Annotated in this window: 20 protein-coding genes and 1 pseudogene; 12 read left to right on the forward strand and 9 right to left on the reverse strand. The window is 70.6% G+C overall.

Features of this window, described 5'->3' with window-relative positions; genetic code table 11:
* Together SSQG_RS24815 and hutH are read left to right on the forward strand one after the other, a co-directional pair.
* A partial coding sequence (locus tag SSQG_RS24815) for a diguanylate cyclase domain-containing protein (RefSeq protein WP_003992595.1) occupies window positions 1–828 on the forward strand: 828 nt, incomplete at its 5' end.
* A 97-nt stretch (window positions 829–925) separates the two neighbouring features.
* The gene (gene hutH / locus SSQG_RS24820) at window positions 926–2,464 is read left to right on the forward strand and encodes a histidine ammonia-lyase (RefSeq protein WP_003992596.1); all 1,539 of its coding nucleotides are present in this window, start codon (window positions 926–928) and stop codon (window positions 2,462–2,464) included.
* Between the two features lie 63 nt (window positions 2,465–2,527).
* Here the strand turns inward: hutH and SSQG_RS24825 are convergent.
* Window positions 2,528–2,839, reverse strand: a pseudogene (locus tag SSQG_RS24825) (hypothetical protein).
* 109 nt (window positions 2,840–2,948) lie between these two features.
* Here SSQG_RS24825 and SSQG_RS24830 point away from each other — a divergent pair.
* From SSQG_RS24830 to SSQG_RS24840, 3 genes are all read left to right on the forward strand, one after another.
* A complete protein-coding gene (locus SSQG_RS24830) occupies window positions 2,949–3,284 on the forward strand; it encodes a hypothetical protein (RefSeq protein ID WP_052310343.1) in 336 nt (111 codons plus the stop codon).
* Between the two features lie 270 nt (window positions 3,285–3,554).
* The gene (locus SSQG_RS24835) at window positions 3,555–4,817 is read left to right on the forward strand and encodes a L,D-transpeptidase (protein WP_208865665.1); all 1,263 of its coding nucleotides are present in this window, start codon (window positions 3,555–3,557) and stop codon (window positions 4,815–4,817) included.
* A gap of 397 nt (window positions 4,818–5,214) precedes the next feature.
* Entirely contained in the window at window positions 5,215–8,532 is a 3,318-nt protein-coding gene (locus tag SSQG_RS24840; protein ID WP_003992599.1) for a S8 family peptidase, read from the forward strand.
* 92 nt (window positions 8,533–8,624) lie between these two features.
* Here the strand turns inward: SSQG_RS24840 and SSQG_RS24845 are convergent, their stop codons facing one another.
* Complete coding sequence (locus SSQG_RS24845) at window positions 8,625–9,551, reverse strand: helix-turn-helix domain-containing protein (RefSeq protein ID WP_003992600.1); 927 nt, start codon at window positions 9,549–9,551, stop codon at window positions 8,625–8,627.
* A gap of 181 nt (window positions 9,552–9,732) precedes the next feature.
* On the opposite strand from SSQG_RS24845, the gene SSQG_RS24850 reads away from it, so the two are divergent.
* Window positions 9,733–10,773 (forward strand): NAD(P)-dependent alcohol dehydrogenase, encoded by a 1,041-nt coding sequence (locus SSQG_RS24850; RefSeq protein ID WP_003992601.1) that lies wholly within the window; start codon window positions 9,733–9,735, stop codon window positions 10,771–10,773.
* Window positions 10,774–10,873: 100 nt separating this feature from the next.
* On the forward strand, window positions 10,874–11,257 hold the full coding sequence (locus tag SSQG_RS24855) for a VOC family protein (protein ID WP_003992602.1): 384 nt from the start codon (window positions 10,874–10,876) through the stop codon (window positions 11,255–11,257).
* A gap of 123 nt (window positions 11,258–11,380) precedes the next feature.
* Here SSQG_RS24855 and SSQG_RS24860 read toward each other — a convergent pair whose 3' ends face one another.
* Together SSQG_RS24860 and SSQG_RS24865 are read right to left on the reverse strand one after the other, a co-directional pair.
* Window positions 11,381–12,082 (reverse strand): DUF4389 domain-containing protein, encoded by a 702-nt coding sequence (locus SSQG_RS24860; protein WP_003992603.1) that lies wholly within the window; start codon window positions 12,080–12,082, stop codon window positions 11,381–11,383.
* Between the two features lie 110 nt (window positions 12,083–12,192).
* Window positions 12,193–13,311, reverse strand: coding sequence for an AI-2E family transporter (locus SSQG_RS24865; protein ID WP_039933554.1), 1,119 nt, complete (start codon window positions 13,309–13,311; stop codon window positions 12,193–12,195).
* A gap of 184 nt (window positions 13,312–13,495) precedes the next feature.
* Here SSQG_RS24865 and msrA point away from each other — a divergent pair, with 184 nt between their 5' ends.
* Window positions 13,496–14,008: a peptide-methionine (S)-S-oxide reductase MsrA gene (msrA, locus tag SSQG_RS24870; RefSeq protein WP_003992605.1), complete on the forward strand. Its 513-nt coding sequence runs from the start codon at window positions 13,496–13,498 to the stop codon at window positions 14,006–14,008.
* 132 nt (window positions 14,009–14,140) lie between these two features.
* On the opposite strand, the gene SSQG_RS24875 is transcribed toward msrA, so the two are convergent.
* Window positions 14,141–15,418, reverse strand: a complete 1,278-nt coding sequence (locus tag SSQG_RS24875) for an ATP-binding protein (protein WP_039933555.1) — start codon at window positions 15,416–15,418, stop codon at window positions 14,141–14,143.
* A gap of 92 nt (window positions 15,419–15,510) precedes the next feature.
* A complete protein-coding gene (locus SSQG_RS24880) occupies window positions 15,511–16,629 on the reverse strand; it encodes a hypothetical protein (RefSeq protein WP_003992607.1) in 1,119 nt (372 codons plus the stop codon).
* 287 nt (window positions 16,630–16,916) lie between these two features.
* Here SSQG_RS24880 and SSQG_RS24885 point away from each other — a divergent pair, with 287 nt between their 5' ends.
* The gene (locus SSQG_RS24885; protein WP_039933556.1) at window positions 16,917–18,071 is read left to right on the forward strand and encodes a cystathionine gamma-synthase; all 1,155 of its coding nucleotides are present in this window, start codon (window positions 16,917–16,919) and stop codon (window positions 18,069–18,071) included.
* A gap of 16 nt (window positions 18,072–18,087) precedes the next feature.
* On the opposite strand, the gene SSQG_RS24890 is transcribed toward SSQG_RS24885, so the two are convergent.
* The 3 genes from SSQG_RS24890 to SSQG_RS24900 form a co-directional block, all read right to left on the reverse strand.
* The gene (locus SSQG_RS24890; RefSeq protein WP_003992609.1) at window positions 18,088–18,336 is read right to left on the reverse strand and encodes a hypothetical protein; all 249 of its coding nucleotides are present in this window, start codon (window positions 18,334–18,336) and stop codon (window positions 18,088–18,090) included.
* A 25-nt stretch (window positions 18,337–18,361) separates the two neighbouring features.
* Entirely contained in the window at window positions 18,362–18,865 is a 504-nt protein-coding gene (locus SSQG_RS24895) for a sigma factor-like helix-turn-helix DNA-binding protein (protein WP_003992610.1), read from the reverse strand.
* Between the two features lie 323 nt (window positions 18,866–19,188).
* Window positions 19,189–19,686, reverse strand: a complete 498-nt coding sequence (locus SSQG_RS24900; protein WP_003992611.1) for a MarR family winged helix-turn-helix transcriptional regulator — start codon at window positions 19,684–19,686, stop codon at window positions 19,189–19,191.
* 163 nt (window positions 19,687–19,849) lie between these two features.
* Between SSQG_RS24900 and ilvA the strand changes: the two genes are divergently transcribed.
* The 3 genes from ilvA to SSQG_RS24915 all read left to right on the forward strand — a co-directional run bounded on the left by ilvA (window position 19,850) and on the right by SSQG_RS24915 (window position 23,060).
* The gene (gene ilvA, locus SSQG_RS24905; protein ID WP_003992612.1) at window positions 19,850–21,079 is read left to right on the forward strand and encodes a threonine ammonia-lyase; all 1,230 of its coding nucleotides are present in this window, start codon (window positions 19,850–19,852) and stop codon (window positions 21,077–21,079) included.
* Between the two features lie 149 nt (window positions 21,080–21,228).
* Complete coding sequence (locus SSQG_RS24910; RefSeq protein WP_039933558.1) at window positions 21,229–22,206, forward strand: daunorubicin resistance protein DrrA family ABC transporter ATP-binding protein; 978 nt, start codon at window positions 21,229–21,231, stop codon at window positions 22,204–22,206.
* A complete protein-coding gene (locus SSQG_RS24915) occupies window positions 22,203–23,060 on the forward strand; it encodes an ABC transporter permease (RefSeq protein ID WP_003992614.1) in 858 nt (285 codons plus the stop codon). The genes SSQG_RS24910 and SSQG_RS24915 overlap by 4 nt, the downstream gene beginning before the upstream one ends.
* Window positions 23,061–23,063: the final 3 nt, after the last annotated feature.

Consider the following 23,063-nt stretch of genomic DNA (forward strand, 5'->3'; position numbering starts at 1 on the left):
CCGCGGCCGGGCGCCGCCCCGCGGCACTGCCACCAGCGTGTCGCCGCCCTGCGCCGCAGGGGCCGCGGCTGCTGCGTGGTCGCGCCCATCGTGCTGCACGGCCGGGCCTGGGGCGAGCTGTACGTCGCCCGGCCGGCCGGCGAGCCCGTCTTCGAGCGGGCCGACGCCGACTTCGCCACCGTCCTGGCCTCCGTGGTCGCCGCCGGCATCGCCCAGACCGAGCGGCTGGAGGAGGCCCGGCGCCTCGCGTACACCGACGCGCTGACGGGACTCGCCAACCGCCGTGCCGTGGACGTACGCCTGGAGCGGGCGATCGAGCGGCATCGCAGGGACGGGGTCGTCGTCAGCCTCGTGGTGTGTGACCTGAACGGGCTCAAGCGGGTCAACGACACCCACGGGCACGCCGCCGGCGACCGGCTGCTGGAGCGTTTCGGATCGGTTCTGTCGCTGTGCGGGGCCATGCTGCCGGGGGCCCTGGCGGCGCGGCTCGGCGGGGACGAGTTCTGTCTGCTCGCGGTGGGGCCGACCGCGGACCAGGTCGTGAAGGCGGCTGAGGAACTGTGCCGCCGGGCCGCCGAGTTGGAGCTCGGGGACGGTGTGGCCTGCGGCGTCGCCTCCACCGAGGATCCGATCGGGCCCGTGCCGTCCGCCCGCCGGCTGTTCCGGCTCGCCGACGCCGCCCAGTACCGGGCCAAGGCCGAGCGGGCCACCCGGCCGGTCGTCGCCGGCCGGGCCGGGCCTGACGACCCGGTCGTGCGGCTCGCGGACGAGCCGTCCAGGGAGGCCGACGGCGAGCGCCGGCGGTTCCGCGGGCGGCACGCGCCGTAAGGAGCGGGCCGGGCCGGTGTGACGTATCGGTAAGGGGCGCAGCCCGTCCCCAGTGGTGACATCGTTGAATTCACTGCGTACGCTCCTGAATATGGATATGCACACTGTGGTGGTGGGGACGTCCGGCGTGACCGCGTCCGACGTGCTCGCCGTGGCGCGCGGCGGCGCCCGCGTACAGCTTTCGGAGGAGGCGGTGGCCGCCCTCGCGGCGGCCCGCGAGATCGTCGACGCGCTGGCGGCCAAGCCGGAGCCCGTGTACGGCGTGAGCACCGGCTTCGGCGCCTTGGCGACCCGGCACATCAGCCCGGAGCTGCGCGCACAGCTCCAGCGCAACATCGTCCGCTCGCACGCCGCGGGGATGGGGCCGAGGGTGGAGCGCGAGGTCGTACGCGCCCTGATGTTCCTCCGGCTGAAGACCGTCTGCTCCGGGCACACCGGCGTACGCCCCGAGGTCGCACAGACCATGGCCGACCTCCTCAACGCCGGCATCACCCCGGTCGTGCACGAGTACGGCTCCCTCGGCTGCTCGGGCGACCTCGCCCCGCTGTCCCACTGCGCGCTCGCGCTCATGGGGGAGGGGGATGCCGAGGGCCCCGACGGTGCCGTACGCCCGGCCGCCGAACTCCTCGCCGCGCACGGCATCCAGCCGGTCGAACTCCGCGAGAAGGAAGGCCTCGCCCTCCTCAACGGCACGGACGGCATGCTCGGCATGCTGGTCATGGCGCTGGCCGACCTGGACACGCTGTACCGGTCCGCCGACGTCACGGCCGCCCTGTCGCTGGAGGCCCTGCTCGGCACCGACAAGGTCCTCGCGCCCGAGCTGCACGCCATCCGGCCGCACCCGGGGCAGGCCGCCAGTGCCGCCAACATGGCGGCCGTGCTGAAGGGTTCGGGCCTGACCGGGCATCACCAGGACGACGCCCCGCGCGTCCAGGACGCCTACTCGGTGCGCTGCGCGCCGCAGGTCGCCGGGGCCGGGCGGGACACCATGGCCCACGCCCGGCTGGTCGCCGACCGCGAGCTGGCGGCGGCGGTGGACAATCCGGTCGTGCTGCCCGACGGACGTGTCGAGTCCAACGGCAACTTCCACGGGGCGCCCGTCGCCTACGTCCTGGACTTCCTCGCCGTCGCCGTCGCCGACCTCGGCTCCATCGCCGAGCGCCGCACCGACCGGCTGCTCGACAAGAACCGCAGCCACGGCCTGCCGCCGTTCCTCGCCGACGACGCCGGTGTGGACTCGGGCCTGATGATCGCTCAGTACACGCAGGCCGCGCTGGTGAGTGAGCTGAAGCGGCTCGCCGTACCGGCCTCGGCCGACTCGATCCCGTCCTCCGCGATGCAGGAGGACCACGTGTCGATGGGCTGGTCGGCGGCGCGCAAGCTGCGCACGGCCGTCGACAACCTCACCCGCGTCCTCGCCGTCGAGCTGTACGCGGCCACGCGCGCGATCGAGCTGCGCGAGGGGCTGACCCCGGCGCCCGCGACGCAGGCGGTCATCACGGCCGTACGGGAAGCGGGAGTTCAGGGTCCCGGCCCGGACCGGTTCCTGGCGCCGGACCTGGCCGCCGCGGACGCCTTCGTGCGGGACGGGCGGCTGCTCGCAGCCGTGGAGACGGTCACCGGGCCGCTGCGGTAGGGACTCGCGCGGGGGCGAGTGGCGACCGGGGCCCGCCGACCGGCAGGGCCCCGGCGCGTGACGTCAGAATCCGAGCCGTTCCCGGCGGACCGAGTACACGACGAAGCCCGCGCCCAGCGTGAGGCAGAGGGTGCCGCCGACCACGTACGGCGTGTGTCGAAGCTGCCCGTGTCGGCGAGACGGGTGCCGTGACCGAGTCGCCCGCGGTCGTGTCGCGATCCGGGCCTGCTCCGTGACCTGCGGAGACGGGCTCGCCGCGACCGCGTCTCTCACCGGGGAGTCCGACGTCGCGTTGGCGGACGGGACGAACCACAGGGCGCCCAGCAGGGTCGCTGCGGCGGTGGTGGTCAGCAACGGGCGGCGAGCGGATGACACGGAATATCGATCCCCTTGTGGCGCTGGCGAATTGGCCGTGTGGGGCGATGTTAGTGAAAGTCGCGGGTCACAGGAAAGTCACGGGAGCCTCTGGCCTTACCCTCCCGGGATGAGCACTCCAGAGACATCACGTTTTGTACGGCTTCGGGTGGAGCTCGTCGTCGAGGTGGAGGACGCGGACGCGATCACCAAGTCCGCGCTGCGCCGGCTCGCCGACGATGCGGGGCTGCCGGCGGCGGAGCTGGCCCACGCCGAGAGCACTGTGACGGAAGACACCGCCGAGGCCCTCTCGGTCCTCGTGGACCCGTTCGACCTGGTCAGCCAGGTGCCCGGGGTGGAACTGCAGCAGGCATCCTGGAGCAGCGAGCGGATCGAGTACGACCCCGACTCGCCGGAGTGGGACCTCGACGAGGATGATGTGGCGGAGGACGACAACGGCGGCTGAGGCTGTTCGGGCATCAAAAGACCCCGGACGGCAACCGCTGTCCGGGGTTCTCGCGTCTCAAGCGGCGCACCGACCACACCCGCACCGTCCGCGCCGAACGCCGTGGACGTGGTGATCCCCACACCTGCGCGACATGGGGAACCTGACGAACCGGTCGTAGCGTTGAAGGTTCTCGACGAGGACTCTCGGGTTCCGGCGAGGACTCACGAGTTCCGACGGGGGCACTTGGACTTGACGGGGACACTCGGGGTTTTGGGGAAATCGGCAACGATGGAGAAGCGTGTGATGACGGTCAGTAAGCGGCGCAAGGGCCTGACGGTCGCGTCCGCACTGCTCGGCGGAGTGCTGGTGCTCTCAGCGTGTTCCGGCGGCGACGACAGCGCCTCCGGGGGCGACGGCGGCAGCTCCCAGTCGAAGGTCGACGAAGCCGCGGCCAAGAAGACCTCCGAGGCGCAGATCAAGATCACGCCGGAGGACGGCTCCGACAACGCCTCCATCAACAACTCCGCCGGCGTCACCGTGAGCAAGGGAACGCTCACGGACGTGAAGATGACGACGACCGACGGCAGCGAGGTCGGTGGCCAGATATCCGCCGACAAGAAGAGCTGGAAGCCCAGCACGCAGCTGGAGCGGTCCACCACCTACAAGCTGGCGGCGGAGGCGAAGGACTCCGACGGGCGCGTCGCCCACGAGAACGCCTCGTTCACCACGGTCTCCCCGGCCAACAGCTTCATCGGCAACTTCACGCCGGACGACGGCACCACCGTCGGCGTCGGCATGCCGGTCTCGATCAACTTCGACAAGGCGATCACCAACAAGGCCGCCGTCCAGAAGGGCATCACGGTCAGCACGACCAGCGGCCAGGAGGTCGCCTGCCACTGGTTCAGCGCCAACCGCATGGACTGCCGTCCCCAGGACTACTGGAAGGAAGGCTCCACCGTCACGCTGAAGCTCGCGCTCGACGGTGTCGAGGGCGCCAAGGGCGTCTACGGCGTCCAGCAGAAGACGGTCACCTTCAAGATCGGCCGTAACCAGGTCTCCTACGTCGACGCGAAGACCAAGCAGATGAAGATCACGCAGGACGGCAAGACCGTCCGCACGATCCCGATCTCCGCCGGGTCGCCGGACAACAAGACGTACGAGGGCACCATGGTGATGTCCGAGAAGTTCAAGGAGACGCGCATGAACGGCGCGACCGTGGGCTTCACGGACGACGACGGCAAGGGTGAGTACGACATCAAGGACGTGCCCCACGCCATCCGCCTGTCCAGCTCGGGCACCTTCATCCACGGCAACTACTGGGGCGCGAAGTCCATCTTCGGCAGCGTGAACACCAGCCACGGCTGTGTCGGCCTCCAGGACGCGAAGGGCGCCAACGACCCGAACACGCCGGGCGCGTGGTTCTTCAAGAACTCGATGATCGGTGACGTGGTGGTCGTCCAGAACACCGGCGACAAGACCGTCGCACCGGACAACGGACTCAACGGCTGGAACATGGATTGGGCCCAGTGGAAGGCGGGTTCGGCGGCCTGACGGCCGGTCCGACGCCTGTCTGAGGCTTCCACAAGCAGCACGCGGACAAGCCGCCGCCCGCCCCGGAAAGGGGCCGGGCGGCGGCTTGAGTCTTTTCTTCTCAGCCACTTTCCTATGCGCTTTCGTGATGGTCACTCGCGACTCGGCCGTGGAGGGCAAAGCGTCACGCGTGGCGCCGGGCGCGCGGCGTCGGCGCGCGTAACCACACGAGCCTGTAACGGAGTTCCGGCGGCCGTGTAACAGTCAGCCGACGGCTTTCTTACCTTCTTCTCATCTATTGAGCACCTGATCACCCCCCGGCATACTGCGTATTCCGGGGGGCGTACGAGCATGCGTGCGAGACAACCCCCGGCCGGGTGAACGGGGAATTCACCTGGTACTTCTGCAAGGGGGAAACTTGCGCAGACAAGTGAAAAAGGCGTGCGCGGCCACCGTCGCCACAGCGGCAGCCGTAGCCCTGGCGGCGGGTATGACCAGCCCGGCGTCGGCGAATGGAGAACAGCCGGCCGCCACCGCCAAGTCGGCGTCCTTCACCGCGAAGTCCCGCGTCACGCTGATCACCGGTGACCGGGTCGTGCTGGACGCCAAGGGCCGGGTCGTCGGCCTGGAGCGGGCCAAGGGCCGTGAGGACATACCCGTCCAGCTCCGCAAGCTCGACGGCCGCACCCTCGTGATCCCGGCCGACGCGGCCCGCCTGGTCGCCACCGGCAAGCTCGACCAGCGGCTCTTCGACGTCACCGAGCTCAACAAGTCCGCGACCCGCAAGGCCCAGAAGAAGGGCCTGAAGGTCATCGTCGGCTACAAGGGTGGCGCCGGGGCCGCCAAGGCCGACGTCCGCGACGCGGGCAGGCTCAGTCACTCCCTGAAGTCCCTGAACGCGGACGCGGTGCAGACGCCGCAGGAGGACACGCCCGAGCTGTGGGACGCCGTCACCAACGGCGACAAGACAGCCTCCGGCATCGCGCACGTCTGGCTCGACGGCGTCCGCAAGGCCAGCCTCGACAAGTCCGTCCCGCAGATCGGCGCGCCCAAGGCGTGGTCCGTCGGCTACGACGGCAAGGGCGTGAAGATCGCCGTCCTGGACACCGGCGTCGACGGCACCCACGACGACCTCAAGGGGCAGGTGATCGGTGCCAAGAACTTCACCACCTCGCCCGACACCACCGACAAGGTCGGCCACGGCACGCACGTCGCCTCCATCGCGGCCGGCACCGGCGCCAAGTCCGGCGGCAAGTACAAGGGTGTCGCGCCCGGCGCGAAGATCCTCAACGGCAAGGTGCTCGACGACGGTGGATTCGGCAGTGACTCCGAGGTCCTCGCCGGCATCGAGTGGGCCGCCGCGGAGGGCGCCGACGTCGTCAACATGAGCCTGGGCGGGGGCGACACGCCCGCAATCGACCCGCTGGAAGCGGCGGTGAACAAGCTGTCCGAGGAGAAGGGCATCCTGTTCGCCATCGCCGCCGGCAACGAGGGCGAGTTCGGCGAGCAGACCATCGGCTCCCCGGGCAGCGCCGCCGCGGCCCTGACCGTCGGCGCGGTCGACGACAAGGACAAGCTGGCCCCCTTCTCGAGCCGCGGCCCCGGCCTGGACGGAGCCCTCAAGCCGGACGTGACCGCGCCCGGCGTGGACATCACCGCGGCCTCCGCCCCGGGCAACCAGATAGCCGGCGAGGTCGGCGAGAACCCGCCCGGCTACATGACGATCTCCGGTACGTCGATGGCGACCCCGCACGTGGCGGGCGCGGCGGCGATCCTCAAGCAGCAGCACCCGCAGTGGAAGTACGCCGAGCTGAAGGGCGCCCTCACCGGCTCCACCAAGGGCGGCAAGTACACCCCGTTCGAGCAGGGTTCGGGCCGTATCCAGGTCGACAAGGCCATCAAGCAGTCCGTGATCGCCGAGCCGGGATCGGTGAGCTTCGGTGTCCAGCAGTGGCCGCACACCGACGACAAGCCGGTCACCAAGGAGCTGACGTACCGCAACCTCGGTACGAAGGCCGTCACGCTGAAGCTGACGTCGACCGCCACCAACCCGAAGGGCCAGGCCGCCCCGGCCGGCTTCTTCAAGCTCGGCGCCACCTCGGTGACCGTCCCGGCCGGCGGCAAGGCCTCCGTCCCGGTCACCGTGAACACCAAGCTGGGCGGCACCGTCGACGGCGCCTACTCGGCGTACGTGACGGCGACGGGCGACGGCCAGAGTGTCCGCACGGCGGCCGCGGTGCAGCGCGAGGTCGAGTCCTACGACGTCACACTGAAGTTCCTCGGCCGTGACGGCAAGGCGACCAGGAACTACAGCGCCGACCTGGCCGGTGTCTCCGGCCTGGGCAAGGACAAGTCGTTCACGCCCTACGAGGAGGACGGCACCGTCACCATCCGGGTGCCGAGGGGCGGGTACGTCCTCAACGCGAACCTCTACGTGGGCGACGACCCGGAGACGTTCGCGGGCGTCGACTGGATCGCCCAGCCCAAGCTGAACGTCACCAAGAACCAGACGATCACGCTGGACGCCCGCACGGCCAAGCCGGTGGACATCACCGTGCCGGACGCGGGTGCCAAGCTGGACGGTGCCTCGGCCGACTTCGCGGTGCAGGCGGGCGACGACATCTACGGCTTCGGTTGGGGACTGTCATCGTTCGACAACTTCCGGACCGCCCACCTCGGTCCCCAGATCACTGATGGCTCGCTGACCCAGCAGTGGGACGGCCACTGGGTCAAGGGCGACAAGGAGGAGTACGCCGTCACCGGCGGCGGCGTGGCCAAGCAGGTCGCCACCGGGTACAAGCGGCAGTACAAGGCGAGCGAGCTCGCCACGGTGAAGGTCGGTCTCGGCGCGGCGGCGAGCGGCAAGCGGGGCGCGGTCACCGCCGTCGGCTGGATGCCGTGGAGCAGCAGCGCCTCCTCGATGACCGTCCCGCAGGCGGCGCCCGGCACCCGGACCCTGCACCTGTCCACCCCGGGCGGCGTGGTGTGGCAGCTGGACTACGAGCAGTACGGCGGCGCCGAGGAGGAGCTCGAGGCCCGCTACACGCTGGGCGAGAACCTCAAGTTCAAGGGTGGCAAGACCTACTCGAAGACCGTCAACACGGCTGTCTTCGGACCGCGTCTCAACGCCGAGTTCGGTCTGTTCCGTGAGGGCGACCGGATTCACGGCTCCCTGCCGCTGTTCGCCGACGGCAAGGGCAACCCGGGCGCTTCGCTGGTCACCTCGGCGACCACGACCCTCTACCGCAACGGCACCAAGGTCGCCGGCAACGACGACCCGCTGACCGGCGGTGAGGCGTTCAAGGTCCCGGCCGGTGACGCCGAGTACAAGCTGACGACGTCGGTCAAGCGCAGCGTCAAGGTCGCGGCGGCCTCCACCCGCATCGACGCCAGCTGGACGTTCCGCTCGAAGAAGACCGCCGACCTCAAGCAGCTGCCCGCCTCCACGGCCCGCTTCAACGCGGCCACGGGCCTGGACAGCAAGGTCCCGGCCGGCAAGACGGCCACCGTCCCGGTCACCGTCGAGGGCGCGGCCAAGGGCGGCAACCTGAAGTCGCTTTCGGTGTACGTGTCGTACGACTACGGCAAGACCTGGAAGAAGCTCACCGTCAGGGACGGCAAGGTCACCGTCAAGAACCCCGAGAAGGGGAAGGCCATCTCCTTCCACGCCAAGATCGCCGACAAGAAGGGCAACAAGTCGACGATCTCGATCTACAACGCCTACTACGGCAAGTAGGCCGTAGGGCAGGTGCGTTGACGGCCCGCCGGGAGCTCGGCTTCCGGCGGGTCCGCCGTATGGTCCGAGGAGCGCAAGGGGTCGGGGAGGACTCACTCCGACGGGGTCGAAGCCCTCGTCCCGGAGCGCGTCGCGTCCGCGCCCCAGCTCGCCAGCAGGCGCAGGGCCTCCGCCGACGGGGTGCCCGGTTCCGCGTGGTAGGTGATCAGGGACTGTTCGGCGTCGTCGACGAGGCGGAACGTCTCGAAGGACAGGGTCAGGTCGCCGACCAGCGGGTGCCGCATGCGCTTGACGCCGTAGCTCTTCTCCTTGACGTCGTGCGCGGCCCACAGGCGGCGGAAGTCCTCGCTCTTCACGGACAGTTCGCCGACGAGCGCCGACAGCTGCGGGTCGTCCGGGTGGCAGCCCGCGTCCATGCGCAGGTAGCCGACCATGTCCTTGGCCTTCTGGTCCCACTCGACGAAGAGGTCGCGGTAGTCGGGCCGCAGGAACACCAGCCGCGCCCAGTTGCGCTCCGCCGGCGGCAGCTCCGCCCAGTCGCCGAAGAGGGCCGCGGCCATCCGGTTCCAGGCCAGGACGTCCGAGCGACGGCCGACGACGTACGCAGGGACGCTGTCGATCGAGTCCAGCAGATGCCGCAGCGTCGGCCGCACCTGCTGGGTCCGCGCCACCGGCTTCTTCTTGTGCTGCTTCGGCTTCGCCAGGTGCGTCAGATGGGAGTGCTCGGCGTCGCTCAGCCGCAGGGCGCGGGCGATCGCGTCCAGGACCTCCGCCGAGACGTTGTTCCCGTTGCCCTGCTCCAGCCGTATGTAGTACGCCACCGACACCCCGGCCAGCTGGGCCAGCTCCTCGCGGCGCAGCCCCGGGACCCGGCGCCGCCCGAAGTCGGGCAGACCCACGTCCTCCGGCTTCAGCCGGGCACGCCGGGTGCGCAGGAACTCACTGAGCTCGGCACGCCGGTCCAGGCCCCCGCCGGCCTCCGGTGCGGGCTCCTGTACGGGTTCGGGCTGTTCGTCCATGCCCTCCAGTATTCATGGTCGTACGCACACGAGCCTGACCCCGCCAGTAGTACGCATGCTGTGCGTACGCAAAACCGTGGTCTGGGTAGCCGCTCGCGGCTCAGGCACGCTGGGGATCGTGCCCGGTCAGATAGATCCCGAAGGCAACCGGGCACGGAACCTGCTAGGAGAGAACCCCGGCATGACCACTGTCGCCGCGTACGCCGCACCCGCACCGAAGGCTCCGCTGGAGCGCACCACCATCGAGCGCCGCGAGGTCCGCGAGTTCGATGTTCTGATCGACATCAAGTTCGCCGGTATCTGCCACTCCGACATCCACCAGGCCCAGGAGGGCTGGGGCGAGGCGATCTTCCCGATGGTCCCCGGCCACGAGATCGCCGGCGTCGTCTCCGAGGTCGGCCCGGGCGTCACCAAGTTCGCCGTCGGCGACCGCGTGGGCGTCGGCTGCATGGTCGACTCCTGCCGCGAGTGCGAGAACTGCAAGGCCGGCCGTGAGCAGTACTGCGTCGAGGGCAACGTCCAGACGTACAACGGCATCGGCCGCGACGGCGAGCCCACCTACGGTGGCTACTCGCAGAAGGTCGTCGTCGACGAGAACTTCGTCGTCCGCATCCCCGACGGCCTCTCCCTCGACGTCGCCGCGCCGCTGCTGTGCGCCGGCATCACCCTCTACTCCCCGCTCAAGCGCTTCGGTGCCGGCCCCGGCAAGAAGGTCGCGATCGTCGGCCTGGGCGGCCTCGGCCACATGGGCGTGAAGATCGCGCACGCCCTCGGTGCCGAGGTGACCGTGCTGTCGCAGTCCCTGCGCAAGCAGTCGGACGGCCTGCGGCTGGGCGCCGACCACTACTACGCCACCAGCGACCCGAAGACCTTCGAGGAGTTGGCGGGCACGTTCGACCTGATCGTGTCCACGGTGTCGGCCCCGCTGGACTTCAACGCCTACCTCGCGCTGCTGAAGCCCGAGGGCACACTGGCGAACGTCGGCGCCCCCGAGGAGCCGATCTCCCTCAGCCTGTTCTCGGTGATCGGTGGCGGCAAGTCGCTCGCCGGTTCCATGATCGGCGGCATCGCGGAGACCCAGGAGATGCTGGACTTCTGCGCCGAGCACGGCCTCGGTGCCGAGATCGAGCTGATCCGCGGTGACCAGATCAACGAGGCGTACGACCGCGTGGTCGCCAGCGACGTGCGCTACCGGTTCGTGATCGACACGGCGACGATCTGATACCCCGCTCCGGCGTGAGGTGAGCTGCTCCGGTGTGAACTGAGGTCATATTTGCCTCAGTTCACACCGGAGTAGTCTGGTTCGGGAGGGGAGGTTCACCATGACTGTGCAGCTGAACCACACCATCGTCGTCGCCCACGACAAGCGCGCCTCGGCCCGGTTCCTCGCCGACCTCCTGGGACTCGAGGTGAGCCCGCCCTACGGCCCGTTCCTCCCGGTCGAGATCTCCAACGATGTGACGCTCGACTACATGGACAGCCCCGGCGCCATCACGCCGCAGCACTACGCCTTCCTCGTCTCGGAGGACGAGTTCGACCAGATCTTCGACCGGATCCAGAAGGCCGGTCTGACGTACTGGGCGGACCCGTTCCACAGCCGCCCCGGCGAGATCAACCACAACGACGGCGGCCGCGGCACGTACTTCGACGACCCCGACGGCCATCGCCTGGAGATCATCACGCGGCCGTACGGCAGCGGCGGCTGATCTCCCGCACACCCCGGCTCGCGCATCCGCCTGTCACACCGCCGCGCCGCCCACACCTGCCGGAGCCCCGCCCGCTCGGCGGTCACGGCGTCGAACCACGGCACGGGGGCGCCGTCCCCGAAGTCACGGGTCTGCCGGAACTCGACGGGGTCGCTGGGGATCCTGGTCAGAGGGCTCCCGCCCACCCATGTCGAGGCGGAACGGCGGGTACTGGTCCGTCATCAGCGCGGCATAGGCGGCCACTCGCGCACACCAGCGGGCGAGGCCGAGGAGGAAGTCGAAGAGGTGCCGCGGGTAGCGGGCGGTGAAGAGCAGGATGACCACCGCGACCAGGGAGAGGAAGGGAATCAGCCCGCCGCCCCGCCAGCTGTTGCCGTGCTCCCCGCCCCAGCCCCAGCCGCCGCCCAGGAACATGCCGACGACGATGTACTGGGGGATCGCCAGCAGCCACCACTTCACCAGCACCAGACCGCGCGACAGCCGCTCGGGGTAGGCGACGTCGAAGCGGGCCGGGTAGTCGGGCACGTCGGCGAGCGTGAACGGCGGGTACCGGTCGGTGCCGAGCGCGGTGTGGGCGTAGTAGCCGACCCGCCAGTTCCACCGCAGCACGCCGACGTTGAAGTCGAAGAGGGACCGCGGGTATTGGGCGGTGAACAGGATGGCGAAGAACGCGATGACGCTCACGACGACGAACGCGATCCACAGGAAGAACAGCACGATGTAGTGCGGGATGGCGAGCAGCCACTTCACCAGCCACAGCCATCGGGACAGCCGGGCGTCGACAGACGCCTCGAGACGTACGGGCGACGCGGCGACAGCAACCATGGCGCGGCACTCCTTTCGCCTGCAGACTCGCAAGCGACGAGGAGCCCCGCGACCCGGGAAGGGCCGTTCGCGCGTCCGGGACCGTTATGGCGGCAGGGCGTCCGGGACCGCTACGGCAGGGCGGGGGCGGCGGTGTCCGGCTCGTCGGTGCCGTCCGGCTCCTCGGGCGGCTCGCCGAGCTGTTCCCGCACGTAGTTCCAGACCACCGCGATCAGCGCGGCGAGGGGGACGGCGAGCAGACTGCCCACGATGCCGGCCAGGCTGCCGCCCAGCGTCACCGCCAGCAGCACCACGGCCGCGTGGAGGCCGAGCCCACGGCTCTGGATCATGGGCTGGAAGACGTTCCCCTCCAGCTGCTGGACCACGACGATGATGGCCAGCACGATCAGCGCGTCCGTCAGGCCGTTGGAGACGAGCGCGATGAGTACGGCGACGAACCCCGCGAACAGGGCACCGATGATCGGTACGAACGCGGAGACGAAGGTCAGCACCGCCAGAGGCAGCACCAGCGGTATGCCCAGGATCCACAGGCCCAGGCCGATCAGCACGGCGTCGAGCAGACCGACGGCCGCCTGGGACCGTACGAAGGCGCCGAGCGTGGCCCAGCCGCGCGCGAAGACGATGGGGACGTCGTCGGCGAGCCGCCCGGGCAGCTGCCGGGACAGCCACGGCAGGAACTTCGGCCCGTCCTTGAGGAAGAAGAACATCAGGAACAGCGCGAGAACGGCCGTGACCACACCGCCCACCACGGTGCTGACGCCCGTGACGACCGTGCCGACCATGCTGCCGACGCCCTGCTGGGCGCGGGCGACCGCGGAGTCGAAGGCCTTGTTGATCTGCGCGTCACCGATGTTCAGCGGCGGCCCGGCGGCCCACTCGCGCAGCCGCTGGATGCCCTCGACCACCCCGTCGGTCAACTCACCGGACTGCGACGCGACCGGTACCGCGATCAACGCCACAACCCCCGCCGCGACCAGCAGGAACAACACGGTCACCACCGACGCGGCAAGCGCCGGCGGCCACCCGCGCCGCCGCAGGAACCTGGCCACGGGCCAGGTGAGCGTGGTGAGCAGCAACCCGACGACGAGCGGCCACACGACCGACCACATCCGGCCCAGCAGCCACAGAGACACGGCCAGCATCACCAGGACGAGCAGCAGCTCGCCGGAGACCCGCGCGGATATGCGCAGCGCGTCACGGGTTTTCGCGGAACTCAAGGGGGCAGTCACGGGGGAACCCTAGTGCCACCGTGCACGGGCCGTCCCGGCGCGGGACCGGTTCCCGCGAACAGGTCGGACGGGCTCGGAATCGCCCGGAGCCCTCGCGCGTTGAAGAGGGTGGTCAGGGGATGCCGGTGGTGTGCGGCCGAGCAGCCCGAGTGAGCGAGCGGACGGACATTGGAGGGCGGCGGCGATGGCTGCGCAGACGCAGAGGGCCGTGCTGGCGGGCGGATGCTTCTGGGGGATGGAGGAGCTGATCCGCCGACTTCCGGGCGTGACGGCGACCCGGGTGGGATACACCGGGGGTGACGTACCGAACGCGACGTACCGTAACCACGGCACGCACGCGGAGGCCATCGAGATCCTCTTCGACCCCGCGGAGACGGACTACCGCACGATCCTGGAGTTCTTCTTCCAGATCCACGACCCGAGCACGAAGAACCGCCAGGGCAACGACATCGGCCTCAGCTACCGCTCGGCGATCTACTACGTGGACGACGAGCAGAAGCGGATCGCCGAGGACACGATCGCGGATGTGGACGCCTCCGGCCTGTGGCCCGGCAAGGTCGTCACCGAGGTGGAGCCGGTCGGCCCCTTCTGGGAGGCCGAGCCTGAGCACCAGGACTACCTGCAGCGATACCCGGACGGCTACACCTGCCACTTCCCGCGCCCGGGATGGCGGCTGCCCGCCCGCGCCGAGGGCTGACCGCGTGGCGGCCCGGCGAAGGCGGAGACCGATCGGTGACGTCTCCGCGGCCGGGCCGCGCCGGACTCCGCGGTCCCGGCGGCGCCCCGCGAGAGCCCGTGCCAGCCATGGGGTGGGCGGGGCGCGGGCGCCTCAGAGCCGGCTGTACTTGTCGATGTCTTCCGCGAACTCTTCGATCGCCTGTGCGGTGAGCGTCGGCCGCGTGTCGGCGATGGCGGTCATGTAGTCCTCGGTCGTCGCCGGTCGCCCCTGGCGAAGGCTGACTTCGCGCTCGAACGCCGCCTGTGCCCCCTTGCGGGCCGCGAACTCGATGTCGGCCGGGGTGAACAGGTCGCTCGCCTGGACGAGCCGGTCGATGTCCACCGCGTCGGCGGAGGTCGTGAGGTAGCGGGTCCAGATCGCCGCCCGCGCGGATGCGTCCGGTGGGCCGATGGGGATGACGTAGTCGAACCGGCCCGGCCGCAGGAACGCCGCGTCGAGAGAGCGAATCGAGTTGGTGGCACAGGCCAGCAGCCGTGCGTCGTGCTCGCGGAAGCCGGGGATCAGCTTGAGCAGTTCATTGGTCACTCCGTGCCCGGGATCGACCGCCTTTCCGGAGCGCGCGCCCGCGATCTCCTCGACTTCGTCGATGAAGAGCAGGACCGAGTCGAGTTCTGCCAGGTCCGCGAAGACCTCCCGCAGGGCCACGGCCAAGCCCTCGCTCGTGTCGGCCGCGAGCCGGGACGGGAAGAGTTCCACGAACGGCCAGCCGAGCCGCGAGGCGACCGCTCTGGCGAAACTGGTCTTTCCGGTACCCGGCGGGCCGAACAGGATGATCGCCTTGGGCGGGGCGACGCCGTAATGCTCTGCCAGCGTCGGCTCCGTCAACGGGAGCACGACACGGTGATCGACGACCTCCTTCTCCCGCTCCATACCGGCCATGGCGTTCCACAGACCGTCGGGCAGCATACGGCCGCCCAGTGCCGTGAGGACCTCCGTGTTGGCGGCTCCGGGGGGTTCGACCTTCTCGTAGTAGATGAGATCGTCGCGGAACCGGTAGCCGGAGTTCTCCAGAGCCTTCGTCCCCGCGGCACCGGCGGGCAGCAGCGCGCTGACGTGGCTCACGCCCAGGGCCCGCAGGCGCCGTTCGAGTTCGGCGAGGAGAGCACTCCCGATCCCCCGCTCGCGCCAGCGGGAGGCGAGCGCCACCAGGAGGATCCACGCCCGCTTGCCCTGCGCCTGTGCGACGGCCACTCCGACCAGTTCCTCGCCGACCACCGCGACGACGGCCGTCTGCCCCGCCTTGGCCGCCGTCATGACCTCGGAGACCGCGAACACCCGGTTCTCGTCGGCCCGGCGGCTCTGGTCCCAGATCTCGATGGCCTGGTCGAGGTCGTCGTCGTGATAGTCACGCAGATGCCAAGCGGGCATCGCCACCACCTCACACGGCGCGGGAGTCCCATTGTTCCCGGCCATGCGCCGCGTGACGAACCGAGGCGCGGGCCCGGGGCCGGGGCCGAGGGTCAGTGCGGCAGGCTCGCCGGGCTGCCGCCGTTCGCCTCGTAGCCCGCCACCGCCAGCGCCCGGTACACCGCGAACTCCGCCGCCGGGTCGGCGGACAGCGTCCAGGGCAGGGCGCCGACATGGCCGTCTATGTGGACCAGCTGGCTCATGGCCTCCGACCAGCGCTCGCCGCGGACCAGGAAGAGGACCAGCATGTGCCGCACGTGCGCCAGCATCGGGTCGTCGGGGCGGGCCGAGTGCACCGCGTGCAGCGCGCCGTGCACCGCCTTCGTGACGACCTCGGACTGCCAGAAGCTGCTGACCAGGGTCACCTCGGGCAGGTGCTCGAACACCGCGAAGAGGGGCATCGCCGCGAGGAGGGAGCCCTTGGGCGCCCGGGCCGCCGCGGCCTCCGCGAACGAGTACGCCAGGTCACGGGAGCCGTGCCACTTCTCGCACCAGTAGTGCAGGGCGGCCAGGTGCGCCCCCATGTGGGCCGGAGCGCGGTCCAGGATCTTCAGCCAGAGCTGCTCGAAGTCCTTCTGGGAGTAGCCGAGACCGCGGGCCACCGACAGCTCGACGATGTACGGGATGGGGTCGCCGGGGGACAGCAGAGCGGCCTCGCCGCACGCCGCCTTCGCCTCCTCCATGATGATCCGGAAGTCGTCCGTCCCCGGTGAGGCCGTCCGCCACGCCTGCTGCACCAGGAACTCGGCGTGCACCGCCGCGCCGCCCGCGTCCTTGGGCGCCTCGGCCCGCCACACCCGCAGCCACTGCCCGCCGGGCGACTCGCCCACCCCGCCGGGCCGCCGCTGGAGCTCCAGCGAGGCCGCGCCCGCGAAGGCCTGCACGCGCTGCCAGCGCTGCTCGCCCTCCGTCTCGGTGCCCGCGAGAAGCTGCTGGGCAGCGCGGTAGTCCTGCGTGCGCTGCACCACGTCCAGGACGTCCAGCAGGTCCTGGTCGGGGCCGGGCATGCGGATGTCGAGCTCCTCCTCGCGGACGAAGCCGTAGTTCGCCGGGTCCGCGGCGTCCGGGTGGTCGGGCGAGACCAGGCCGATCGCACCACGCCTGCGCCGCAGGAAGGGAAGCAGCACGAAGCCCAGCAAGACCAGTGCGATCAGGACCCAGAGAATCTCCATGGAACAAGCGAACCAGACCCCGCCGACAATTGGCCAACAGGGCCCCCGAACCTGTGGAAAACCCGACCACGCGGCACCCGCAGCCCCGGCTTCCGGGCCCCGGCTTCCCGGGCCCCAGCCTCCCGGGGCCTCCCGGACCACTGGTTCCCCTGGCCTCCCGGGCCTCCCGGCCCCCAGAACCCCCACCCCCCCCAGAACCCCCACCCCCCCCAAGAACCCCCACCCCCGGCTCGCGGTTCGGCTTCTTACCCGGCGCTCCTCGCTTCGGCGCATTACCCTCGGTGCCCATGAGCGACAGGCACATCAGTCAGCACTTCGAGACGCTCGCGATCACGCGGCAACACCGCCGACCCCTGACGGGCGCGGTCGTCCCGCCGATCTACCAGGTGTCCACCTACAAGCAGGACGGCGTCGGCGGCCTGCGCGGGGGCTACGAGTACAGCCGCAGCGCCAACCCGACCAGGACCGCGCTGGAGGAGAACCTCGCCGCCCTGGAGGGCGGCCGTCGCGGTCTCGCGTTCGCGTCCGGACTGGCGGCCGAGGACTGCCTGCTGCGCACGCTGCTCAGCCCGGGCGACCACGTGGTCATCCCCAACGACGCCTACGGCGGCACGTTCCGGCTCTTCGCCAAGGTCGTGGCCCGCTGGGGCGTGGAGTGGTCGGTCGCCGACACCAGCGACCCGGCCGCCGTACGGGCCGCCCTCACCCCGAAGACCAAGGTCGTCTGGGTGGAGACCCCCTCCAACCCGCTGCTCGGCATCACCGACATCGCCGCCGTCGCTCAGGTCGCCCGGGACGCCGGCGCCCGGCTCGTCGTCGACAACACCTTCGCCACGCCCTACCTCCAGCAGCCCCTCTCCCTGGGCGCGGACGTCGTCGTGCACTCGCTGACCAAGTACATGGGCGGACACTCCGACGTCGTCGGCGGCGCACTGATCACCGACGACGCCGACCTGGGCGAGGAACTGGCCTTCCACCAGAACGCGATGGGCGCCGTCGCCGGCCCCTTCGACTCCTGGCTGGTGCTGCGCGGCACCAAGACCCTCTCCGTGCGCATGGACCGGCACAGCGAGAACGCCACCAAGGTCGCCGACATGCTCACCCGGCACCCGCGCGTGACGGGCGTCCTGTACCCGGGCCTGCCCGAGCACCCCGGCCACGAGGTCGCCGCCAAGCAGATGAAGGCGTTCGGCGGCATGGTCTCGTTCCGTGTCGAGGGCGGCGAGCAGGCGGCCGTCGAGGTCTGCAACCGCGCCAAGGTGTTCACGCTGGGCGAGTCCCTGGGCGGCGTCGAGTCGCTGATCGAGCACCCCGGCCGCATGACGCACGCCTCCGTGGCCGGTTCGGCCCTCGAGGTCCCGGCCGACCTCGTGCGGCTGTCCGTCGGCATCGAGAACGCCGACGACCTGCTGGAGGACCTTCAGCAGGCGCTCGGCCGGTAGCCGGCCCCGCGCGGGGTCACCAGCCGGTGAGGGGTGGAGTCGTGTCCGACGGCGGCTCCACCCACGGGTGCACCGTCAGCGCCCACACCGTGAACGCCACCACCGCCGCGAACGCCAGCAGCCACAGCACGCGGCGGGTGAGCGCCCTGCGCCGCAGCATGCGGCCGCCCCGGCGCACCGCCTCCGTGTGGATCTCGGGCGGCACCGGCCGCGGTGTCTGCTCCATGAGCCGCCGCACGGCGGCCTCACGGTCGTTCCCCCTCATGCCCGGCTCCGGTGACGCGCGCAGCTCATGACGGCCCCGCCTTCGCGGCCGGCGCGGCGGCGCCAGGGTTCCGCGACCGGTGCAGCAGGGTCGTCGTCGCCCGGTGGCAGACGGCCCGGACGCGCTCCGCCGACAGGCCCAGCAACGCCGCCGTCTGCTCCTCGCCGACGCCTTCGTAGAGCCTGAGCACCAGGATCAGCCGCTCCTGCGGGGTGAGCGGGGCCAGCGGGCTCGCGGGGTGCGGGCGGGAGCGGCCGAATCCGCCGTACTGGTGCCACGCGCCGCGAGCGAAGCGGGCCGCCAGGTACTGGCGGGTGCGGTCGTACGGATCCTCGCCGCGCAGCCGGTCCCAGCACGCGTACGTGTGGGCCAAAGACAGTGTCAGCAGGCGCCGGGCGCGCGGGTTGTCGTCCGGTGCCTCAGCGGTGAGCAGCGTGGCGGCGTGCAGCAGCCGCCCGGCCGCGCCCGCGACGAACGCCTCGAACTCGCGGGCCCGACGGGTTGCCTGGGACGCATGCCGCTGTCGCACCGCGCCTCCCGCCTGCCGGCGACCCTGAGGATGTTTTTGTCCGTTTCGGGCACGGACGCGACGCCCGCGTACGGCGGGTCCCCGGTCTCATATCAGGCCAGGGGCAGGCCCGTGGTCAAGAGCCGCGCACCGGGTCGGGGCGGTGGACCCACGGCGTACGGCCCCCCGGAACGGCGACGAACCGGCCTTCGGCCCGCAGGACCGGCCCCAAGCCCTTAGAACCGGCCCCAAGCCCTCAGAACTGGCCCCGGCCCTCAGACCGGCCCCCGGCCCTCAGACCGGCCCCCGGCGATCACGACAGGTGGCCCGCGGCCTCAGGACTGCTACTGCTCCTCCGGCCCCGGCACCCCCGGTACCGCCATCCGGGCGGACAGCGCGCTGTTGAAGCGCGTGAGCAGCGAGCAGAACGCCTCGCGCTCCGCGGGCTCCCAGTCGTGGGTCAGTTCGGCCATCAACTGCCGTCGGGACGAGCGCACTTCCTCCAGTCGCGCCTGCCCGCGGGGGGAGAGCTGGAGCACCACGGCCCGCCCGTCCTCGGGGTGCGAGGTGCGCTTGACCAGGCCGGTGTCGACGAGCGGAGCCACCTGCCGGGTGACCGTCGACGAGTCGATGCCCATGCTCGCGGCGAGTGCCTTGACGCCCATCGGGCCTTCCTTGTCGAGCCGGTTGAGCAGCAGGTACGCGGCGCGGTCCATGGAGTTGCGCACCTGCCCGACTCCGCCGAGCCGGGTCTGTTCGGCACGGCGGGCGAACAGCGCCACCTCGTGCTGCAGCGTGTCGAGAAGACCGGTGTCACCGACGGTCGTCATGTCCATCGACATTTCAGGTGTTGTGGGCATGGCCGGGGGCTCACTTCGTGAAGGGCTGGCTGATTGGGGGACAGGGTACGCGGCCGGAAGGCGGGCCGTACCGGCGCTGCGCAAAGCGGGTCTCGGAGGTTGGTCACAACAGTCGTTTCCACCCGTGAACTGCGATGCTGGAGTCATGAGCTACAGCACGGCTGACTCCTTGCGACCCGTCACCCTCGACGACGTGCGCGGAGCCCAGAAGATGCTCTCGGGCGTGGCGCGGGTGACCGCGATGGAAAGCAGCAGGTACCTGTCCCAGACGGTCGGCGCGCCGGTGCACCTCAAGTGCGAGAACCTCCAGCGGACCGGTTCGTTCAAGCTGCGCGGCGCGTACGTCCGGATCGCGGGTCTGCTGCCCGAGGAGCGTGCCGCCGGTGTCGTCGCCGCGAGCGCCGGCAACCACGCGCAGGGCGTCGCCCTGGCCTCGGCGCTGCTCGGCGTGCGCTCCACGGTGTTCATGCCGAAGGGCGCCCCGCTGCCCAAGGTCAGCGCCACCCGGGACTACGGGGCCGAGGTGCGGCTGCACGGCCAGGTGGTCGACGAGACACTGGCCGCGGCCCAGGAGTACGCCGCCGAGACGGGCGCTGTGTTCATCCACCCGTTCGACCACCCCGACATCATCGCCGGTCAGGGCACGGTGGGCCTGGAGATCCTGGAGCAGTGCCCCGAGGCGCGCACGGTCGTCGTCGGTATCGGCGGGGGCGGGCTGGCCGCCGGGATCGCCGTGGCGGTGAAGGCCCTGCGTCCGGACCTGCGGATCGTGGGCGTGCAGGCGGAGGGCGCGGCGGCGTATCCGCCCTCGCTGGCGGAGGGACGGCCGGTCACGGTCGAGAACCCGGCGACGATGGCCGACGGCATCAAGGTCGGCCGACCGGGCGACGTGCCGTTCGGGATCGTCGGCGAGCTGGTCGACGAGGTGCGCACGGTCAGCGAGGACGAGCTGTCCGCCGCGCTGCTGCTCTGCCTGGAGAGGGCCAAGCTGGTCGTGGAGCCGGCCGGGGCGAGCCCGGTCGCGGCGCTGCTCAGCGAGCCCGGCACCTTCGAGGGGCCGGTCGTCGCCGTGCTGTCCGGTGGCAACGTCGACCCGGTGCTGATGCAACGGGTGCTGCGGCACGGCATGGCCGCACAGGGCCGCTATCTCGCCGTCCGGCTGCGGCTGACGGACCGTCCGGGGGCTCTCGCCACACTTCTGGGTGCGTTGTCAGTGGTTGACGCTAACGTCCTCGATGTGAGCCACGTACGAACCGACCCACGGCTCGGACTCACGGAGGCGGAGGTCGAGCTGCACCTGGAGACGAAGGGCCCGGCGCACTGCGCCGAGGTGGGTCAGGCGCTGCGCGAGGCGGGCTACACGGTCATGGGCTGAGCCGGCGCGCGAGCCGGTCAAGATCCCTTCTTCTCCCCGGAAACGAGACACGGAAAAACCGATTGTGAGACGCGATACATCGCGTTATGGTGTGTCGGTGCGATGCATCCCTCACCTGTCCGGCGATCTTCGAAGACGTGGAGACTCATATGCCAGGCGCCATCTATGCCGAAGGTCTGGTCAAGACCTTCGGTGACGTAAGGGCCTTGGACGGCGTCGACCTCGACGTGCCCGAGGGCACGGTCCTCGGCCTGCTCGGGCCGAACGGGGCGGGCAAGACGACCACCGTCCGCTGCCTGACCACCCTGCTGCGGCCCGACAGCGGACGGGCGGTCGTCGCGGGCATCGACGTGCTGAAGCAGCCCGACGCAGTCCGCCGCTCCATCGGCCTGTCCGGCCAGTTCGCTGCCGTCGACGAGTATCTGACCGGCCGCGAGAACCTCCAGATGGTCGGGCAGCTCTACCAGATGAGGGCGAAGGCGGCGAAGGAGCGCGCAGCCGAACTGCTGGAGCAGTTCCACCTCGCGGACGCCGCCGACCGGCCCACCAAGACCTACTCCGGGGGCATGCGCCGCCGGCTCGACCTCGCCGCCGCCCTCGTCGTCTCGCCGCCCGTGATGTTCATGGACGAGCCGACGACCGGCCTCGACCCGCGCAACCGCCAGCAGTTGTGGGAGGTCATCAAGCACCTGGTCTCCGGCGGCACGACGCTGCTGCTGACCACGCAGTACCTGGAAGAGGCCGACCACCTCGCGCATGACATCGCGGTGGTCGACCAAGGCCGGGTCATCGCCAAGGGCACCTCCGACCAGCTCAAGGCCCGCACCGGCGGCGAGCGCGTCGAGGTCGTGGTCCACGAGCGCGAGCACATCCGGGCCGCCGCCGAGGTCCTCGCCGGCTTCGGCAAGGGCGACACCACGGTCGAGGAGCACATGCGCAAGCTCACCGCGCCCGTGACCGGCGGCGCCAAACTCCTCGCCGAGGTCATCCGGGAACTGGACACGCGCGGCATCGAGATCGACGACATCGGCCTGCGCCGGCCGACCCTCGACGACGTCTTCCTCTCCCTGACGGGACACGTGGCCGAGGCGAAGACCGAGGAGAACGACAAGGAGGCCGTGAAGTGAGCGCCGTCACCGACACCGTGCGGGTCGCGCCGGCCGCGAACCCGGTGAGCCAGTCGATCCGCGACTCGATGGTCGTCGCCAAGCGGAACCTGATCCGCATGTCCCGGATCCCCGAGATGATCATCTACGGGCTGATCCAGCCGATCATGTTCGTGGTGCTGTTCACCTACGTCTTCGGCGGCTCCATGCAGATCGGCAGCAGCACCAGTGCCGTCGACTACAAGAACTTCCTGATGGCGGGCATCTTCGCGCAGACCGTCACCTTCGCGACCGCGAGTTCCGGCGCCGGCATCGCCGACGACATGCACAAGGGACTCATCGACCGCTTCCGCTCCCTGCCCATGGCCCGCGGCGCGGTGCTCACCGGGCGCACCCTCGCCGACTCCGTGCAGACAGCCCTCACCCTGGTCGTCCTCGCGGTGGTCGCCCTCCTGGTCGGCTGGCGCGTCGGGTCGGACGGCAGCACCAACGCCGTCAAGGTCCTCGCGGCCTTCGGGCTGCTGCTCCTGCTCGGTTACGCGTTCACCTGGATCGGTGCCCTGATCGGCATGTCCGTCCGGACCCCCGAGGCCGCCACCTCCAGCGGGCTGATCTGGCTCTTCCCGGTCACCTTCATATCGAACGCGTTCGTGGACACCAGCCACATGACCCCGTGGCTGCGCCACATCGCCGAGTGGAACCCCTTCAGCGCCACGGTCCAGGCCTGCCGCGTGCTGTTCGCCAACCCGGGCCAGTCACCGTCCGACGCCTGGCCCATGCAGCACCCCGTCTGGGCCTCGCTGATCTACTCGATCCTGATCCTGGTCGTCTTCCGGACGCTGGCGGTGCGCAAGTACCGCTCCGCGACGGCATGACAA

The sequence above is a fragment of the Streptomyces viridochromogenes DSM 40736 genome, from assembly GCF_000158955.1.
Taxonomy (GTDB): Bacteria; Actinomycetota; Actinomycetes; order Streptomycetales; family Streptomycetaceae; genus Streptomyces; species Streptomyces venetus.